This window comes from Streptomyces sp. NBC_00690 (assembly GCF_036226685.1).
Lineage (GTDB): Bacteria > Actinomycetota > Actinomycetes > Streptomycetales > Streptomycetaceae > Streptomyces.
The window spans coordinates 4,663,738-4,681,034 of record NZ_CP109009.1; the positions used below are offsets into that span (position 1 = coordinate 4,663,738).

At 69.2% G+C, this 17,297-nt stretch carries 16 protein-coding genes; 4 read left to right on the plus strand and 12 right to left on the minus strand.

Annotated elements, in window-relative coordinates:
• Nucleotides 1-4: 4 nt before the first annotated feature.
• Entirely contained in the window at nt 5-1,042 is a 1,038-nt protein-coding gene (locus OID54_RS20380; RefSeq protein WP_329021504.1) for a GlxA family transcriptional regulator, read from the minus strand.
• A gap of 156 nt (nt 1,043-1,198) precedes the next feature.
• Here OID54_RS20380 and OID54_RS20385 point away from each other — a divergent pair, with 156 nt between their 5' ends.
• The 3 genes from OID54_RS20385 to OID54_RS20395 all read left to right on the plus strand — a co-directional run bounded on the left by OID54_RS20385 (nt 1,199) and on the right by OID54_RS20395 (nt 3,683).
• Nucleotides 1,199-2,059, plus strand: a complete 861-nt coding sequence (locus OID54_RS20385) for a S1 family peptidase (protein WP_329021505.1) — start codon at nt 1,199-1,201, stop codon at nt 2,057-2,059.
• 63 nt (nt 2,060-2,122) lie between these two features.
• A complete protein-coding gene (locus OID54_RS20390) occupies nt 2,123-3,148 on the plus strand; it encodes a GlxA family transcriptional regulator (protein ID WP_329021506.1) in 1,026 nt (341 codons plus the stop codon).
• Between the two features lie 79 nt (nt 3,149-3,227).
• Complete coding sequence (locus OID54_RS20395) at nt 3,228-3,683, plus strand: hypothetical protein (protein WP_329021507.1); 456 nt, start codon at nt 3,228-3,230, stop codon at nt 3,681-3,683.
• Between the two features lie 15 nt (nt 3,684-3,698).
• Here the strand turns inward: OID54_RS20395 and OID54_RS20400 are convergent, their stop codons facing one another.
• On the minus strand, nt 3,699-4,145 hold the full coding sequence (locus OID54_RS20400; RefSeq protein WP_329021509.1) for an HIT family protein: 447 nt from the start codon (nt 4,143-4,145) through the stop codon (nt 3,699-3,701).
• Nucleotides 4,146-4,306: 161 nt separating this feature from the next.
• Here OID54_RS20400 and OID54_RS20405 point away from each other — a divergent pair, with 161 nt between their 5' ends.
• Nucleotides 4,307-5,800 (plus strand): toll/interleukin-1 receptor domain-containing protein, encoded by a 1,494-nt coding sequence (locus OID54_RS20405; protein WP_329021510.1) that lies wholly within the window; start codon nt 4,307-4,309, stop codon nt 5,798-5,800.
• A gap of 90 nt (nt 5,801-5,890) precedes the next feature.
• Here OID54_RS20405 and OID54_RS20410 read toward each other — a convergent pair whose 3' ends face one another.
• From OID54_RS20410 to OID54_RS20455, 10 genes are all read right to left on the minus strand, one after another.
• The gene (locus OID54_RS20410) at nt 5,891-6,229 is read right to left on the minus strand and encodes a MerR family transcriptional regulator (protein ID WP_329021511.1); all 339 of its coding nucleotides are present in this window, start codon (nt 6,227-6,229) and stop codon (nt 5,891-5,893) included.
• 751 nt (nt 6,230-6,980) lie between these two features.
• Entirely contained in the window at nt 6,981-7,295 is a 315-nt protein-coding gene (locus OID54_RS20415; RefSeq protein ID WP_329021512.1) for an SCO5918 family protein, read from the minus strand.
• Nucleotides 7,296-7,475: 180 nt separating this feature from the next.
• Nucleotides 7,476-8,969 (minus strand): DEAD/DEAH box helicase, encoded by a 1,494-nt coding sequence (locus OID54_RS20420; protein WP_329021513.1) that lies wholly within the window; start codon nt 8,967-8,969, stop codon nt 7,476-7,478.
• A gap of 360 nt (nt 8,970-9,329) precedes the next feature.
• Complete coding sequence (locus OID54_RS20425) at nt 9,330-9,533, minus strand: cold-shock protein (protein WP_008743748.1); 204 nt, start codon at nt 9,531-9,533, stop codon at nt 9,330-9,332.
• A 584-nt stretch (nt 9,534-10,117) separates the two neighbouring features.
• Nucleotides 10,118-11,389: a cation:proton antiporter gene (locus OID54_RS20430; RefSeq protein ID WP_329021514.1), complete on the minus strand. Its 1,272-nt coding sequence runs from the start codon at nt 11,387-11,389 to the stop codon at nt 10,118-10,120.
• Nucleotides 11,390-11,644: 255 nt separating this feature from the next.
• Nucleotides 11,645-11,905, minus strand: coding sequence for a hypothetical protein (locus OID54_RS20435; RefSeq protein ID WP_329021515.1), 261 nt, complete (start codon nt 11,903-11,905; stop codon nt 11,645-11,647).
• A 329-nt stretch (nt 11,906-12,234) separates the two neighbouring features.
• Entirely contained in the window at nt 12,235-14,292 is a 2,058-nt protein-coding gene (locus OID54_RS20440) for a UvrD-helicase domain-containing protein (protein ID WP_329021516.1), read from the minus strand.
• Between the two features lie 275 nt (nt 14,293-14,567).
• Nucleotides 14,568-15,062 (minus strand): hypothetical protein, encoded by a 495-nt coding sequence (locus OID54_RS20445; RefSeq protein WP_329021517.1) that lies wholly within the window; start codon nt 15,060-15,062, stop codon nt 14,568-14,570.
• Nucleotides 15,059-16,588 (minus strand): HAMP domain-containing sensor histidine kinase, encoded by a 1,530-nt coding sequence (locus OID54_RS20450; protein WP_329021518.1) that lies wholly within the window; start codon nt 16,586-16,588, stop codon nt 15,059-15,061. Before OID54_RS20450 ends, OID54_RS20445 begins: the two co-directional genes overlap by 4 nt.
• On the minus strand, nt 16,585-17,280 hold the full coding sequence (locus OID54_RS20455) for a response regulator transcription factor (protein ID WP_329021519.1): 696 nt from the start codon (nt 17,278-17,280) through the stop codon (nt 16,585-16,587). The genes OID54_RS20450 and OID54_RS20455 overlap by 4 nt, the downstream gene beginning before the upstream one ends.
• Nucleotides 17,281-17,297 lie beyond the last annotated feature (17 nt).

Genomic DNA, 17,297 nt, shown 5'->3' on the forward strand with positions numbered 1-17,297 from the left:
TCCCCTACCCCCTCCACATCCCGTCCTCCGTGGCCACTTGACCTCGCTCCACCGGGGCGAAGATGCCGACCAGTTCGCGGAAGGCGGCCCGGTAGGCGCTGGGCGTGGTGCCGTTGAGGCGTTGGAAGTGGTGGCGCAGATTGGCGGGCGTACCCAGCCCGGTACGCGTCGCGATCTGCGCCACGGGAGCGTCGGAGTGCTCCAACAGCCACTGCGCCCGCCGTACGCGCGCCCGCAGCAGGTACTGGAGTGGCGTGAGCCCGGTACGGGCGCGAAAGCCCCGGCTGAGGCTGCGGACACTGGTCCCGGCGTGCTCGGCTATCTCCGCAAGGGTCAGCGGATGCCGGAGATTGGCCTCCATCCATGCGGTGGTCGACGCGAAGTGGCACTCGGCACCGCTGTCGGCGAAGGGTCGCCGAGCTGAACCCTCGTCCGGATCGCTCGCCCTGAGCGTCTCGGACGGATCGGGGAGCATCAGGAAGAGCTGGCGGTCGGCCTCCACTGCGACCGGCACGCCGTGCTCCTCCTCGACGATCCGCAAACAGAGGTCCTTGCCCCCGAGCACCCCGGCCGAGGTGAGGAACGGCCCGTCCGCCACGACGAAGTCCACGGTGTCGAGTCGGATCCGGGGATGGCGCCGGGCCAGTTCGGGGACACGGGCCCAGTCGGTGGTGGCTCGGCGTCCATCGAGGAGCCCGGTGGCGGCTAACACGAAGGCACCGGCTCCGATCGCACCGATACGGGCGCCTCGGGCGGCAGCGGCACGAACAGCATCGAGCACAGCGGACGAAGGGGCGGCGGGGCACTCCCGGTACCCGGTGAGGATCACCGTGTCGGCGTCTTCGAGCCCGTCCAGACCTCGATCGGGTGTGATGCGGAACGCGCCGGGCGGGGCAGTGATGACGTCCGTCGCGGAGCAGACGCGCAGTTCGTAGGGCGGTCCGCGATGGAAGCTGCGCGACGCGGCACCGAAGATCAACCCCGGAGTGCTCAGTTGATGTGCGGGTACGCCGTCGAGGGCGAGCAGTGCGACCACTGACATGGCCAGAATTTAACCCAGGGTGGCATCGCACCGCTGTTTTCGACCTGATCGGCGCACCGAGGATGGGGGAACGCGCAGCGAAGACCGGGACCGTCCCGGTCCGTCGGCCCCGGAAGCGCGATACGACCACCCGTGCATCGAACGAAGGACACCGTCATGCCCCCATCCGCCCAGCACAACTCCACGGCGCCCGACAACCTCAGCCACCGCCCCGTGCGCAAACTGCTGGCCGGCGCGATCACCCTCGGTGCGGCCACGGTGTTGTGCACCACCGGCCTCAGCGGCAGCGCGGCGGCCATCGTGGGAGGCCAGGACTCCACCGGGAAGTATCCGTTCATGGTGTCGATCCCCATGGCCGTTGTCGGATCGGAGCTGAAGGGGGTCTGCGGCGGTGCCCTGATCGCACCACAGTGGGTGGTGACCGCCGCCCACTGCGCACAGGAGAAGCTCTCGTATCCGACCGGCACGGTCCGCATCGGGAGCGATCGACGCCACTCCGGTGGAACGGTGCGCACCATCGTCGCCAAGGTGGTCCACCCGCACTACGACAACACCGGCGACAAGCGCGGGTTCGACGACATCGCCCTGCTGCGACTGGACCGCCCCGTCGTGCGCCAGCAGCCGATCCGCATCGCCGACCGCGCTCCCCAGGTCGGTGCGGTCACGCGCATCCTCGGATTCGGCACCACGGTGGACGCGCCCGAGCCGGAGGGCTGGAAGTTTCCCGAGCGACTCCAACAACTGGACACCCGAAGGGCACCCGCGGCGCAGTGCCTCGACATCAACGAGGGTCGCGAACTGTGCACCGTGAGCCTTATCCCCAAGGCCATGGGATGCGCGGGTGACTCCGGTGGACCGCAGATCCAGCGCATCGGTGGACGCTGGCAACTCGTCGGTGCCACCTCAGGCGACGGCGATCGCGCGGCCAATCCGCGGTGTGCGGGCGGCCCTGGTATCTGGACTTCCCTCCCGGCCTACAAGCACTGGATCGCCAAGACGGTCGCGACCCACCGCTGACCCCGTCCCGCTCGCCGTACGCCGCCCGCTCGACGCCCCGACCTCGCCGGATACCGTCCAACCATGTCAACGGTCGCCCTGCTCGCCCTCGACGGGATACCAGCACACCAGCTCAGCACTCCCGCCCTGGTACTCGGCGCCGCCGCCCGCAGTAGCGCCGAGGTCGCCTACGACCTCAGGATCTGCGCCGTTCCGCACACCGTGACGACCGCGGAACCCGCCCCCTTGAAGGTCACCGCCCCCTGGGGCCTGGAAGGCATCGCGAGGGCCGACACGGTGATCCTGCCCGGCCACGACGCATTCCTCGACGAGCCACCGACGGGAGTGCTGGCGGCCCTGCGGGACGCGGCCGGGCGGGGCGTTCGGATCGTCGGCGTCGGTACCGGGGTGTTCACGCTCGCCAGGGCCGGCGTCCTGGACGGCCGCAGCGCCACCACGGTGTGGCGTCACACTTCGGAGCTGGCCCTACGCCACCCCCGGGTGGCCGTCGACCCGTGCGGGACCGTCGTGGTCGACGGCCCCTTCCTCACCTCGGCCGGACTATTCGGCGGAATCGACCTGTTCATCCGCCTCGTCGAGCAGGACCACGGCCCGCTCGCCGCCGCCGAGACGGCACGTCAACTCGTGCTGCCCATCGCCGCCGAGGCAGGGGCCGCGCAGGACGAACTCGACCAGGCGATCGCCGCGACCGCCGGACTGGAGCCGACCGTACGGTGGCTGGAGGCTTCGCTGCACCGCCCGCTCACCCTCGCCGACATCGCCGAACACGCCCGCCTCAGCGTTCGCAGCCTCAACCGCCGCTTCGCAGCCCACACGGGGCAGAGCCCCCTGCAATATCTGCTGCGTGCCCGGTTGGACCGGGCCCGCCAGTTGCTGGAGTGCGACGACATCACGATCGAGGAGATCGCAGCCCGGGTGGGTTTCGGCTCGTCGAGCAGCTTCCGCCGCCACTTCAAACACGCAACGGGCGCCACCCCCAGGACCTACCGCACGGTCCGGCGGCCGGCCAGAGGCGCCTCAAGAACCGTCGCAGGCACGGTCTCGCCGCACCTTGAAATCCGTAACTCGACTGTGGAAAAGCCTGGTTGAGGCATTTGCCGCATGGCGCATGAATCCTCGGTCTGGTTACGATCCGATGAGCGGATCGTGGCGGAGGGGGCCGTTTCCTATGACTGCACTGAGTGGAGAGCCGGAGGCGAGCATCACCAGACCGGTGCGGGTGCCTCTCGAAGCGGACCGGATCAAGCATCTGGAGTTCATCCAGGCGGTCATCACCCGCCTCGGCACCAACTCGTTCCTGGTCAAAGGCTGGGCGCTGACCCTCGCGGCGGCGTTCCTGGCCGTGTCCGCCAGTCGGCCGAGTTGGCAGATCGCCGTGGTGGGTCTGGTACCCGTGTTGTGTTTCTGGTTCCTCGACGGATACTTCCTGCGTCAAGAGCGGCTGTACCGCCATCTGTACGACGATGCACGGCGTCCCGACAGCACGGTCGAGATGCTCTCCATGAACGTGGGGCCCTACCTCCTGCGCACTCCCTGGCTGCCGGTGACGATGTCGAAGACGCTGACCCTGTTCTACGGCGCCCTGGTCGTGGCCGACCTCGCGATCGTCGCCCTCGCACGGTGAACGGCGCTCCGGCCCTCACGGCTGGCCGGAGCCGGTCACCTCGGCGATCCGCGTAGCCAGCCCGTCCAGCCCCCCGTCCACACCGTGTTCTTCGGGCGTCCGGTTCGCCTTGGGCGGCCAGATGCTGCCCATGGCATCACCGGGCCAGCGCGGCACCAGATGCACATGGACGTGGAAGACGGTCTGGGAAGCCGCCGCGCCCGCGGAGTTGATCACGTTCATTCCGTCGGGCGCCAGTACCTCGTACAGTGCCCTGCCGACCCGCAACACGGACTGCGTGAGCCGTGCGGCCGTGGCGTCGTCCAGGGCCCAGAGATCAGGCGCATGCGAGCGGGGGATGACCAGGGTGTGCCCGCGGACCGCGGGTGCCAGCGGGAAGAACGCCAGCGTATGGGCATCCTGATGAACCACGCGCGCTCTGCTCGGATCGGCGACGATGGCGCAGAACGCACACTCGGTCATTCGCCCTCCCCCCATCGGCCGGCGTCAAGCGGACACCCCGCCCACACCGGTTCGGTGCAACCCCTCATCGGATGCTCCCCGTTCGGCACCATCCGTGCACCCATCTCTGGTACCAAGCAGGAGAGGAGCGACGCGAGGCACGAGGAACGGGGAAGACCGACATGGGCGGCATCTTTGTCAACTACCGAAGGGGACCACACCTTCCCGTAGTACAGGAGCTCCGCGAGCGACTCGTCCAACATTTCGGCGCAGACCACGTCTTCTTCGACACTTCGTCGATCATCCCGGGACGACGGTACTCGGACGAGTTACGCGAGCGACTCGCGGACTGCGAAGTCCTCCTCGTGGTCATCCACGAAGGCTGGCTGGACGCCCGCGATGAATCCGGCGGACGTCGGCTGGACCGCGCCGACGACTGGGTGCGGCGGGAGATCGAAGGGGCGCTGGCAGCCGGCAAGGTCGTCATCCCTCTGTTGCTGGACGGCGCGGTCGTACCGCTGTCGAGCCAACTCCCCAAGCTCATGGCCGATCTGGCGCTGCGGCAGGCCCAGAGCCTCTCGGTGAGCCGGTGGCACGCCGACCTGGCGCAGCTCTGCGCAGTCCTGGAGGTCTCGGTGAAGTCGCCGTGGACGGTGCTTCCCTGCCCGTCGCCGCCCAAGCCCCCACCGGGGCCCTGGCTGGGGATCGGCACGGCTGCGCTGGCTGCCGCACTCCTGATGGCCCTCGTCCTGGGCCCACTGGCCGACCTGCCGGAGAATCCGGGGTCCGACCGGCCGGACGGCGCGACCGATGTGCCCCTCGCATTCATGGCAGCGGGGTGGTCGGTGCTGCTGATGTGCGCGCCGGTGCTCGCCGTCCTCGCCGTACGGGGAGTGTCACGCTGGTCGGTGAACGACTGGGAGCGCGAGTTGCAGGCCGTTCCCCACACCGTCTACGTACGACGGACCTATCTGGCCGCTGTCGCACTCGTCCTCCTGGCGCTGTTGGGCGCCTTCACCCTGAGGGAACAGGGCATCCTGCCCGCCCTGGGGGTGTTGCTGGTGGTGATCGTCTCGGTCGCCCACACGGCCGCCGGTTCCCTCCGCACCCAGCGGATGGAGGCGGACCAGTGGCGCAACTGGCCGCACGCCCTCCCGTCCCCCGTCACCCGTCAACAGTTGCGCAGGGCGGTCGCGCGCCTGGAGACACGGGCCCGCAGTTGGTCGCATCCGCTGAGCCGGCAGCAACGGGAGAAGGCGGAATGGGTACTCCAGGACTTCGACCAGGCCCTAGCTGCCATCCGCGCCGAAGGCAGTCGCTCCCGACTGGCGTGGTTGCGCCGGGAGCAGCCATGGCTGTTCAGCCTGTACGCACTGTGGGTGACGCTTAACACCGGACTGACCACGGCCGCGGTCCTTCCGGTCCTGGCGGCCGGCGACGGATCGCGGCGCCTGTACGCACTCCCGATCATGGCGGCGCTGCTCAGCGGCGCACTCGGGCTGGCCACGATGGAGATCGCCTACCGCCAACAGCGGTGGCTGCGCTCCACGGTGGTCCGAGAGGCCGAAATCCGGGTGGCGGAGCTCGCCGTACGCGTGACGGAACTGAGCTCCCTGGCGCGCACGCGCCCCACACGGCCCGCCCCCCGCCCGGAGGACCAGGAAGAGCCCGGCTAGGCCCTTTCAAGGAACCGAGTCCTCTTGGGACGCCGTGCCCCCCCGGAACCGCGTCACTCTTTGGGCGCCTGCCCAGCCGGGCGGATGCGCTCAGCGAACCCCGTCGTGCGGTGTGGTTGAGGCCCGGCGGAACTCCGCGTTGATGCGCTGGGCTTCTTCGAGCTGGTCCTCAAGGATGACGATGCGACAAGCCGCCTCGACCGGGGTGCCTTGATCGACGAGTTCCCGGGCTCGGGCCGCGATGCGCAGCTGGTAGCGGGAGTAGCGGCGGTGCCCGCCTTCGGAGCGGAGCGGGGTGATCAGACGGGCTTCTCCGATGGCACGGAGGAATCCCGGGGTGGTGCCGAGCAATTCGGCCGCCCGGCCCATCGTGTAGGCGGGGTAGTCATCGTCGTCCAGCCGTCCGCCGAGCGAATCATCCGCTGTCATCTGCACCTCTTCTTGGGAACGCGTCGAGGGGCCCTGGTGCCGTGTGGCACCAAGGGCCCCGAAGGAAATTGAACACCATCAGCCGGCTCTAGTGTTGCGCCGACCTTCTGTTTCCGCCCTCTCGCCTCGAAGGAGGAGAGGAGTGCGGGGATCGTGACTGCCTGACCGGGGACCACCATCCATTCCTGGGCCGTGCTGACCCGGGCCGTATGTGTTCCTCGCCCGGGCGATCCTGATGGCGTCTTCTTCCTCCGTTCTTCCTCTGGTTCAACGCTGTGTCTCACCGGTGCTCTGCGCACTGGCGCTCCTGCTGCGGCGCCCCTGAATCCTGCGGGCCACCTGGTACGGCCGTCAGTTCCGTCGCCGGTCAACACCGAGCTTGGCTTCGGAACTCCACTGCCGCACCGCTCTGCGAACTGCTCGTACCGCTGCCCGCCAGTTCATCTCTGCCGGGCTGTTCGTCCTTGGCTACAAGAGAAACCATAGCTATGCGATCACCCAATGTCTACTGTGGCCGGGATAGATTTTCTTGCTCTCGACGGTGAAGGAATCCGACTCGAAGGGTGTAGGTGGCGGGGCCGCGGATCGGGGCTGAGGCCGGCACCAGGGCGTGACCAGGCAGGACCGGGGCGGGACCGGGGCGGGACCGGGATGCAGTGATCGTGCGGGCGCACAAAGAAGGCCCGACCGGTGCGCACCGGTCGGGCCCTCTTTGCTGTGCTGGTGTTCTGTTGTCCTCAGTCCCCGCAGGTCAGACGGACACGGGCGTGCCGAGCATCGCGGATGCCCGCTGGAGCGAGGTGAGTCCGCGCGGCGGCTTGGTGGTGACCTCGGGCAGGCCGCGGCAGGTGAAGCCGAGCAGCATCATCGCCCGGACCACCTCGGCGGAGCTGAAGTCGCGGCGGTCCTGGCGGGTGATGACCTGGCCCACCTGCTTGATGGGGAACTGGCGGCGGCCGATGATCACGTACTCGCCGACGACGGGCTCGGGCTTGACGGCCTTCATCGACGCCAGCACACCACTCTTGGTCAAATCGAACGGGAATCGGGCGATGACGCAGCGCATGATGCCTCGCAAGTCAGAAGAGGGGGATGTCCACCACGGTTGCGGCGGATCGGCAGGAAGGGACGTCGGTTGCGAGCGTGGGGCCGGGTAAGCGTCCCACGGTCGCCGCGCAGGTGCGGGGCCGTGTCCCTGATCCGGCAGAAGAACCACAAGGCCCTCCCGCCGGAGCTGAGAGCAATGCTAGGCCGCCGCGCGGAAGGTGGACTGCCGTGCGGTGGTGCGACCACGAGCCGAACCGCCGCGGCGGCGCCGACCCCGGGGGGTGGCACCATCACGCTGGGGTCGTTCGACCACGGGGGCGGTGATGACGACCGGGACCCCCGACGGGGTCCGGGCGCCGGTGATGCGGTTCAGGGCCTCGTCGCCGGGGCGTACCTGAGTGGTCTGCGGACGGATTCCGGCATCGGCCAGCAGACGGACCATGGCGCGGCGCTGGTTCGGGCTGACCAGGGTGACGACACTGCCCGACTCGCCCGCCCGGGCGGTGCGACCGCCGCGGTGGAGGTAGTCCTTGTGGTCGGTGGGCGGGTCCACGTTGACGACGAGACCCAGGTTGTCCACGTGGATGCCGCGCGCCGCCACATTGGTGGCCACCAGCACGGTGACGTGCCCCGTCTTGAACTGCGTCAGGGTGCGGGTGCGCTGCGGCTGGGACTTGCCGCCGTGCAGGGCGGCAGCCCGTACACCGCTGTTCAGCAGGTGCTCGGTCAGCCGGTTGACGGCGTGCTTGGTGTCCAAGAACATGATCACCCGGCCCTCGCGAGCGGCGATCTCGGTAGCCGCCCGCTGCTTGTCCGCGCCGTGGACGTGCAGTACGTGGTGTTCCATCGTGGTGACCGCACCCGCGGACGGGTCGACGGAGTGGACGACCGGGTCGGTCAGGTAGCGGTGCACCAGCAGATCGACATTGCGGTCCAACGTGGCGGAGAACAGCATCCGCTGCCCACCGGGCCGCACCTGGTCGAGCAGTGCGGTGACCTGGGGCATGAATCCCATGTCGGCCATCTGGTCGGCCTCGTCGAGAACCGTGATGGCGACCTGGTCCAGACGGCACTCGCCGCGGTCGATCAGGTCCTTGAGCCGGCCCGGCGTCGCTACGACGACCTCGGACCCGCCGCGCAGCGCACTGGCCTGCCTGCCGATCGGCATTCCGCCCACCACCGTGGCCATCCGCAGCCGCATCGACCGGGCGTAGGGGGTGAGGGCGTCGGTGACCTGCTGCGCCAGTTCGCGCGTCGGGACCAGCACCAGGGCCAGCGGCTGACGCGGCTCGGCCCGCTTGCCGGCCGTACGGGCCAGGAGCGCGAGGCCGAAGGCGAGCGTCTTGCCGGAGCCGGTCCGACCACGCCCGAGGACGTCCCGACCCGCGAGGGTGTTCGGCAGCGTCGCACCCTGGATCGGGAACGGTACGGTCACGCCCTCGGCGGTCAGTGCGGCCAATAGCTGTACGGGCATGTCGAGCTCGGCGAACGCCTCGACGGGAGGCAGCGCGGGGGTGACGGTGACCGGGAGCGCGAACTCCTGCTTCACCGCGGCCGGCCGACGGCCGGAACCATTCGAACGGCCGGGGCCGCCGGAGCGACTCGGGGCGCCCGAGCGGCTTCCACCGCGTCCCGAGCCGGAACTGTTGGTGCGAGTACGGGCGGAGCGGTCATTGGTGCGTGTGCGGTTCATGCGGAACCTTCCTCGATGCGGCACGTATCAAGGAATTCCCGCAGCAATGAGCGGCGCGGAGAATCGCAAGAATGAGCCGAATGAAATGCGAAAGCGGACCCGGTCGGAAAATGGGTGCTCGCGTGTTGCATAAAAGCCTTTGGGAGCCGCGTACAGAAGCGGCGGTGTGTTGACCGTGGTGGTCCTGCCGGACTTGGGTCCGGGGCGTGGGCGAAGTGTCCGCCCAGAATTTGGGGAGCCATCTCAATCCCGGCCGGGAAGACGTTCACGGCACCTGGGGAGCGGCTACGCCCTGAAATGCGCGTAGCTGGGGCCCGCACCCCAAGGATGCGGGCCCCAGCTACGAAGTACGCGTCAGCGTCAGGCGGGAACGATGTTCTCAGCCGTCGGGCCCTTCTGGCCCTGCGCGATGTCGAAAGTCACCTTCTGGCCTTCGAGCAGCTCACGGAAGCCCTGGGCGGCGATGTTCGAGTAGTGGGCGAACACATCGGGGCCGCCACCTTCCTGCTCGATGAAGCCGAAGCCCTTTTCCGCATTGAACCACTTCACGGTGCCAGCAGCCATTATTTGTTCTCCTTCTGGGGCAGTTCGCCGAAGCCAGCACTGTGCGGACTCCGCGTCGCCGCGATGATTGCCCCATCCGGAAATGACCGGAGATAAAAAAGCACTCTCACCGTCGCAGTAGTCGGGTGAGGGTGCTTGAGATTTTGGGAACCACAACTGCAACTGAGATCGACAGTAGCATGACGGCATCAGCAACGCACTGCTGATGATTTCGCGCTGCTTTTTGTGTGAGGTACTCTCACCGCGCCTCGCGTTAATTTCTCATCTCGCGGTCATAGATATTGGCTCGCCCGGGGCGAAGTGTTTCGGTGAAGGGCCCGGCCGGTCCAGTACGAAAATCAGGTGCCGGCCCTGCGCTCGAATTTTCCGCAAAATGTCGCCGCACCGGCCCTGAGCAGCGACAACGCCGAGCGGAGCACTCTTCACGGAGGACGGGACACGGCGGGCAGCAGCCTTGGTCCGGGTACGCGGGCCGCTCCGTACGACGCCACTGAGGGAGTGCATCCGGCCTGGTGGTGGCGAACGGGCCGGGGCCGGACGGGTGATTCGTGTCGCAGGCTTCCCAACGGCACGTCGACCGTGGACTACGACACCGGGCCCTTCTCCCGGAGCTCCGGATCGCGGCGCAGGGCCTTTGCGTACCAGGCTCCGTAGCGCGCCCCCAGCTGCGCGGCCGACGCGCCGTGGAGGTAGACGCTGAGCCCGACGGTCACGGCGATGACACCACTGACCACGTCCGTGTGGGGGAGCTCCGCTTCGAAGGCGATCAACCCGAAGACGACGGACGCGAGCCCACGCGGGCCGAACCAGCCGATGTAGGCCACCGTGGGCGGGCGGAGCCCGGCACCGATGAGGGAAACGGCGACCGGGACCATGCGGATGACGGTGAGGCTGAGCACCGCGTAGAGCGCCATCCGCCAGTCGGCGTGCTCCAGTACCGGCCCCAGGATCACGGCACCGAAGAGCAGGAAACTCAGTGCGGCCAACAGTTCGCCGAGTCGGTCGCCGAACTCGATCGTGCGGCTGACGTCGGCATCCTTGGCCGAGGCGCGATCGGCCGATGTTCCGCCGCGCAGTACGGAGCCGAAGGCGAGGCCCGCGACCCAGGCTCCGATGAATCCGCTTCCGTCGATCACGACGCACAGCGCGTACGCCGTGGCGGGCACGGCCAGCACCAGGATCTGTCGCCAGCCCGTGGTGCTCCAGCGCCGGGCGGCTGATTCGCGCAGCACGACCGCGCCCAGCCAGCCGGCCGCAAGGCCGATGACACTGCTGGCCACCAGCGCGAGGAGGAACGCCTTCAGCGGCCCGTCCTGCCCATGGTGTCCGTCACCGGCAGCGGCCAGGGCCAGTACGAAGAACGGCAGCACGATGCCGTCGTTGAGACCGGACTCCACGCTGAGCCCGTGGCGTACCGGCGCGGGGACGCGCTCGTCCGACACGGCCTGTTGTCCCAGTGCCGCATCGGTGGGGGCGAGGACGATACCGATCACCGCGAGCTCCCACATGCTCGGACCGGGCAGCACCGCCCAGGCTCCGAGCCACCCCAGGGCCATGGTCAGCGGCAACCCGACCATGAGCAGACGCTCGGGCAGCGAGCGTTCCCTGCGCAGTTCCTGCCGTCGGATCGCGGCGGCCGAGGTGAACAGCAGCAGCGCGAGGGCGCTTTCCAGCAGTGCACGGGTGATCTCCCCGTCCTGGGCGCGATCGATGAGATCGAGGCCGAGGGGTCCGATGGCCAGACCACAGGTGACGAGCACCATCGGACCGGAGACCGGTGTGGTGGCCAGCCGCCGCGACACGGCCGCGTAGCCGGCGATCACTGCGCCCGTGGCGATGACGGCCCATGGATTCACCGGTCCTCCTCCGCGGACCGACGTGTCCGCCATCCCTGGAAACCCACCGCCGCGCACTGTCTCGTCAGCTTGGGCCAGGCAGGCGGTCCCGGGCGCGGTGGCGCTCCGGTGGTTCTCCTCGTTCCCCTGGTTGCCACGCACGGACTGCTGTACCCCGCGGTGGTGGATCGCCCCCGGTGCAGGAGGGACCAGGCAGTGGATCGTCCAGGCGAGGCAAAGGCCCGATGGCGGAACGCCCGGTGCGACGGCCGCCCGTCAATCGTCCTCGCCGTGAGTCCCCGAGGGCGGTCTGCTGGTGGCCAGCCAGGTGCGGGCCGGCCCGGCCGCCGCCTCCGTGTCCACGGTGAGGTGCAGTCGGGTGCCGCCGCCGGGAGCCGGATAGCTGCGCTGCTCGGTTCCTGCGAAGCAGCGCCGTAGGACTTCGGCGACCGCACGGGCGGTTTCGGGCGCGGCGGCGACGATGCGGACCTCGGCGTGTCCGGCCTTCGGCAGTGCCGCGGAGTCGTCGGGTTCCAAGGCGGGGTCCTTTCCTCAGGTCGCGTGCCCCATCGACCGCGGCTCATGGACTGCGGCACATCGACACGGCGACGCCTGCGGCGTGGTGTCCGCTGCCCGGTCCGGGGGAGGCCGACGTCATGGGCCGGGATCTTTGACGCGCGACGGTTGCATGTGTTTTGTCGGAAATGCCCGACAGGGCATTGTGCTCCAGCCGCCGTCGAGTACAAGAGCCGCCCCGCCGCCGCACTGAAGCCCCACCGGCCGATGCACACGGGTCCCATGTGCTCTCCCGTACGTCCGCACGGTTCGGAACCCGTCCCCCGACCTTCGGCCGCCCGCCCCCGCGGTCAACTCGGGGCAGGGCCGAGCCGGTCCCATGCGGAGGGTGCGGGCAGCCGGGGTGGTGCGCCGAGATGGCCTCGCGAAGGGGTGTCCGCGGCAGTGGTCGGGGTCGGGGTGTGGGTATAGGTCTGGGGCCGGGTGTGGGTTGGCAGGGTGTGGTCAGGACGGCCGTCGGGATGGTCGTTGATCCAGGCCAACCCGCCGAGGTCCAGTTGCTGCCGGGCCCGGGTGACGGCGACGTACGCGAGGCGGGCGTCGTCCAGGCTGAGCTCGCCCGGCAGGGGGTTGCCCTCCAGATCGCGTTCTTTGGACAGCGGGGGATCGAAGTCGGTCGAGATGCGGACCGTGGCCCACTCGCGGCCCTTGGCCTTGTGGGCGGTGGACAGGGTGACTTCGGCGTCGCCCTCCGCGTGCAGCTTGCCCACCGCGTCCAGGACCTTGTCGACCCCGTGCTCGTCGATGATGTCGACGAGCGGGAGCAGATCCTGTCCGGCCGGGTCGTCCAGGGCGTACTCCTGGAGCTCCAGCCAGCTCTGGAACAGCACGAGCTCGGGGTGGCTGGTACGGCGTCCGGCCTTGAGGTCGCCGGCCGCGCGGGCGAGCTCGCGCAGTGGGGCGGCTCCCCCGACCAGGGCGACCCGTCTGCGCTCCTCCAGTAGTTGGAACACCTCCGAGATCGCACCGCTGTTGGTGCGGCACAAGATGGCGTCCGCCCGCTCCAGGGGACCGATGCGGGTCTCGATCGTCGGGGTGCCGCGCAGGCGGAGCGGGGACTCCACGATCGTGAGCCACCGATTCGCCTCCTCGGCGAGCACGGGGCCGAATCGGAACGACTGCGAGAGCGTGAGTTGCCGACCCTCGAAATCGGTCATGACATCACGGGCGCCGCGCCAGCCGTAGATCGCCTGCGCCGAGTCCCCCACCATGATCAGCTGGGCGTGGGAGCGCTGGGCGTTGAAGACCTCCTCCATCACCGGGTTGGTGTCCTGTGCCTCGTCGAGGAGGAGGAAATCGGCCCGGATGACGGGTTCCTTCAGGGCCCAGATCTTCAGTGCGTGGTTCGGGTTGAACCGCACGAGCCGCCCGGCGGAATCCTGTACATCGGCCCAGGCCCGGCGCGCGTACGGCAGCACCAGGCGCGCCAAGTCCTCGCGGTACTCCTCCGCCAGCCCCCGCAGCCGGGGTACGTGCCGTGCACGGATCTCGGTGTCCGCCGAATAGCAGAAGCGGTTGAGCGTCTCCAGCGTCACGTACGAGAGGGTCTTGTGGGTGATCTGCCGGGTCCCGAGCCGCAGCGACATATTGCGTGCGATGCCCAGGCGCTGTCCGGCCTTCCAACTCGGTTCGCGCGGTTGGCCCAGGCGTTCGCCGTAGTGGGAGCCGATCGCCCGCATGGCCAGCGAGTGGCCGGTGCGGCACTGCACGTGCGCGGGGAACTTGCGCTCCGCGTCGGTGACGACGGACCTGTTGAACGCCAGGAACATGCCGCGGCGGCTGTCGCTGCGGGCGAGCATCGCGAGCGTGGTGGTCTTGCCGGTACCGGCGCCGGCCTGGAGCACGAAGTGCTCGTCGTCCCGCATGGCGTCGATCGCGCGCTGCTGCTCGTTCGTGGGCGGCGGGCCGAGGGACCTGCCCGCCGTACGGGGGCGCCGCACCGACACACTGCCGTCCGCGGCGGCGGCGGCCCGAGCGGAACCAGGTCCATGCTTCTGAGCGGGTTCCGGTCCGTGCTCCTGAGCGGAACCAGGTCCGTGCTTCTGACCGGGGGAGCGGGCCAACATCTCGACGTACTGCTCGGCGAGGGCGATGCCCCGGTCGAGTAACTCCTGCGAAGCCCCGACCCGGGTGGTGACGCCCAGCTTGCGGTTCAGCCGCCGGTTGATCTCGGCATGGCTGAGGCCGGTCCCGCGGACGATGGTGGCGATCAGCCGGTTCAGGGTCTGACCGGGCGTCTGCGCCTTTCCGGCCCGGCCCGGCACGGTGGGTCGATCGGCACCGGGGGTGAGGGACGCCCTGGGATCGGCGGCCGTCGGGTCGGTTTCATGCTGCGGCCCTGTGCTCACGGTGATCCGCCTCCCTGCGGGCTTCGCCGAGCAGGGTAGCGGGCCCGGGTACGCAGAGTTGCTGCATTGCACCGGAGAGTTGTTCAGCCGTTGCGGTCGTCGGCCTCGCCCCAGACGGGGAGCTCAGGAGCTCACCCGGCGCCCACAACACACCGTCGACTGCCGTCCAACTGCTGCCGGGGCACGCCGTCCGGCACCGGTCGATGCCGTCGACCCTTCGCAGTCCACTGATCGACGGCACCCGACGGACGGCGATGTGAACTCATCGACCCCTCTCACTCGTTGAGGAAGTCCGCACATCGATAGGGCCCCATCTCGATGCCTTCCTCGGGGTCCAAGGTGACCTCGACATCGTCGAACATGACCTTCGGATCGAGTACGGACTGGGCGCGCGCCAGGGTGCACACCAACTGCCCGGTGCCCTGGTCCTGCCCCGACCCCGTGTACTGACCGGAGAGGTCCAGTGTGACGCGGGTGCCCTTTCCGGTCGCCGTGTAGCCCTCGATCTCATAGACGGAGGCGAGACCGTCGCGCTGCTCCGTGGGCGACGGCCCCTGCGCGAGCAGTTTCATCACCGAGTTGAGGTTCTTGATCTCTGTGTCGATCAGGGACACCCCGCGCAGCCCGTTGGTGGAGGCGAAGTACAGCCGTATCCCGCTCGTCAGCCCCGACGCGGGCTCGCCCGCGTCCACCACCCCGGTCGGCTGGACACCGCACCCCATGAGCCCGATCCCCAACGCGGCGACCACCAACCCCTGCCGGACCTTCACTCCAATTCCTCCCCCGTACGTCGCAGGGGCAGCCGTAGGACGAACACCGCGCCGCCCCCAGGACCATCGGCCACATCGATCGTGCCGCCGTGCAGTCGTGCGTTCTCCAGCGCGATCGCCGTACCGAGGCCGCTGCCCTGTCCACTGGCGTCGGCCGCACTGCGCGTACGGGCCGCATCCGCCTTGTAGAACCGTTCGAAGACCCGCTCCCGGGCCTCAGGCGGCAGCCCGGGACCGTGATCGGCGACCTCCAGCACCACCGTTTCCGTATTGGTTGCGGCGCGGGTCGGCACGGTCCTGAGCGTCACCGTGACCGGTGGCGCGCCATGCCGTAGCGCGTTGCCCACCAGGTTCGCGACGATCACATCGATGCGGCGGCGGTCGACCACCGCCCGGACGCCCTCATCGAGGTGTGTCCGCACCCGGTCCGTCCAGCCACGCAGCGCCAGTGACGCCCGTACGGTGTCCGCGAGATCCGTTTCTGCCGCGTTCAGCCGTACCACCTTCGCGTCGAAGCGGGAGATCTCCATCAGGTCCTCGACCAGCCGTGCCAGTCGTGCCGTCTCCGCGCCGACGGTACGCGCCGCACGCGCCGCGTCGGGCGGGAGTTGGTCGGCGTCCTCCTCCAGGACGGTTGCGACCATCGTCATCGCGGCCAACGGAGTGCGCAGCTCATGGGAGACGTCCGCCACGAAGCGACGTGCCTTCGCCTCCTGTTCGCGCAGTTCCGCATCGGAGGTCTGGAGCGCATCGGCGGTCTCGTTGAACGTCCGCGCCAGCTCCGCGAGTTCGTCGTGTCCGCGGACGGAGACCCGGCTGCCGAGGTCCCCGGCCGCCAGTTCACGGGTGGCCCGGCCCAGCTTCCGTACCGGACGCAATACCGTCCCCGCGGCCAGCAGCGCCAGAACGGCGGCCAACCCCACCACCGGCACGATGCCCGCGCGCACCGAATCCAACAGGGCGGCGGTGTCCTCGTGTTCGGCCCGCAGATCGGTGATCGCGAACACCTCCAGACCGGAGACGCGCTCCTGCCCCTCGCTGTCGTGGATCAGCACGGGCACGCCGACGACCAGATAGGGCTCCTCCCGCCACATCACCCGCTGGAACCGGGCGCCCTTTCCGGACCGTACGGCGGCGCGCAACTCGGCGGTGATCCGCCCCTCGGTATCGGCCAACGAGTCGGAGACCGCGGAGAGGCCCTGGAAGCGGGCGACCACGAGAGGGGCCCCGATGCCGTTCGACACCTTCGTCGCGAACCGGGTCAGCGACGCCTTGTCGGGCGGAATGTCGAAGTCGGCGGCGACCGTGGTGATCTGCTTGCGCAGGTCGTCCACCGCGGTGTTCTGCGTGCGCTGCAAAACGGCGGTACGGGCCTCCCGGTACGCCAGGGCGGTCGAGGTCACCGCGCTGATAAGGGCGACGAGGACGAAGGTGACGACGAGCCGAACCCGCAGCCCGCCGACGAGCCGCCGAGGCCGCCACCTCTTCGGGGCGCCACCGCGCCCGGCCCGGCCGGTGCGTTTCACAACGGCCCGAAGCGGTAGCCGAAGCCCCGCACCGTCTGGATGAACCGCGGCTTCGCCGGTATGTCCTCAATCTTGGCCCGCAACCGTCCCACGGCCGCGTCCACCAACCGGGAGTCACCCAGGAACGTGTGGTCCCAGACGGATTCGAGCAGCTGCTCGCGACTGAAGACCCGGCCGGAGGAGGCCGACAATTCCAACAACAGCCGCAACTCGGTGGGCGGCAGCGGAATCGGTGTGCCGTTCTTGGTGACGGTCAGCCCGGCGCGGTCGATCACCAGCCCCGCGCAGTCGACGTCCGTGCGCTGGGCCTGCCCGGACGGTTCCGCCCGCCGCAGCGCGGCCCGGATGCGGGCCTCCAGGACGGTCGCGGTGACCGGCTTGACCACATAGTCGTCGGCGCCCACCTCCAAGCCCGTCACGATGTCGTGATCGTCACCGCGAGCGGTCAGCATGATGATCGGCAGCGTTGTGGTCCTGGCCCGGATGCGACGGCACACCTCGAAGCCGTCCAGGCCCGGCAGCATCAGGTCCAGCACGACCAACTCGACCTTCCCGCCGCCCGGGCGGTCCAGCAGCGCCAGGGCGTCCTCGCCGGTGGCCGCGGTGTCGATGTCGTACCCGTGCCGGCGCAGCACGAGCTCCATTCCGTCCCGTACGGACGCGTCGTCCTCGATGAGCAACACATGCGGCATGCCGTCGATTATGGGCA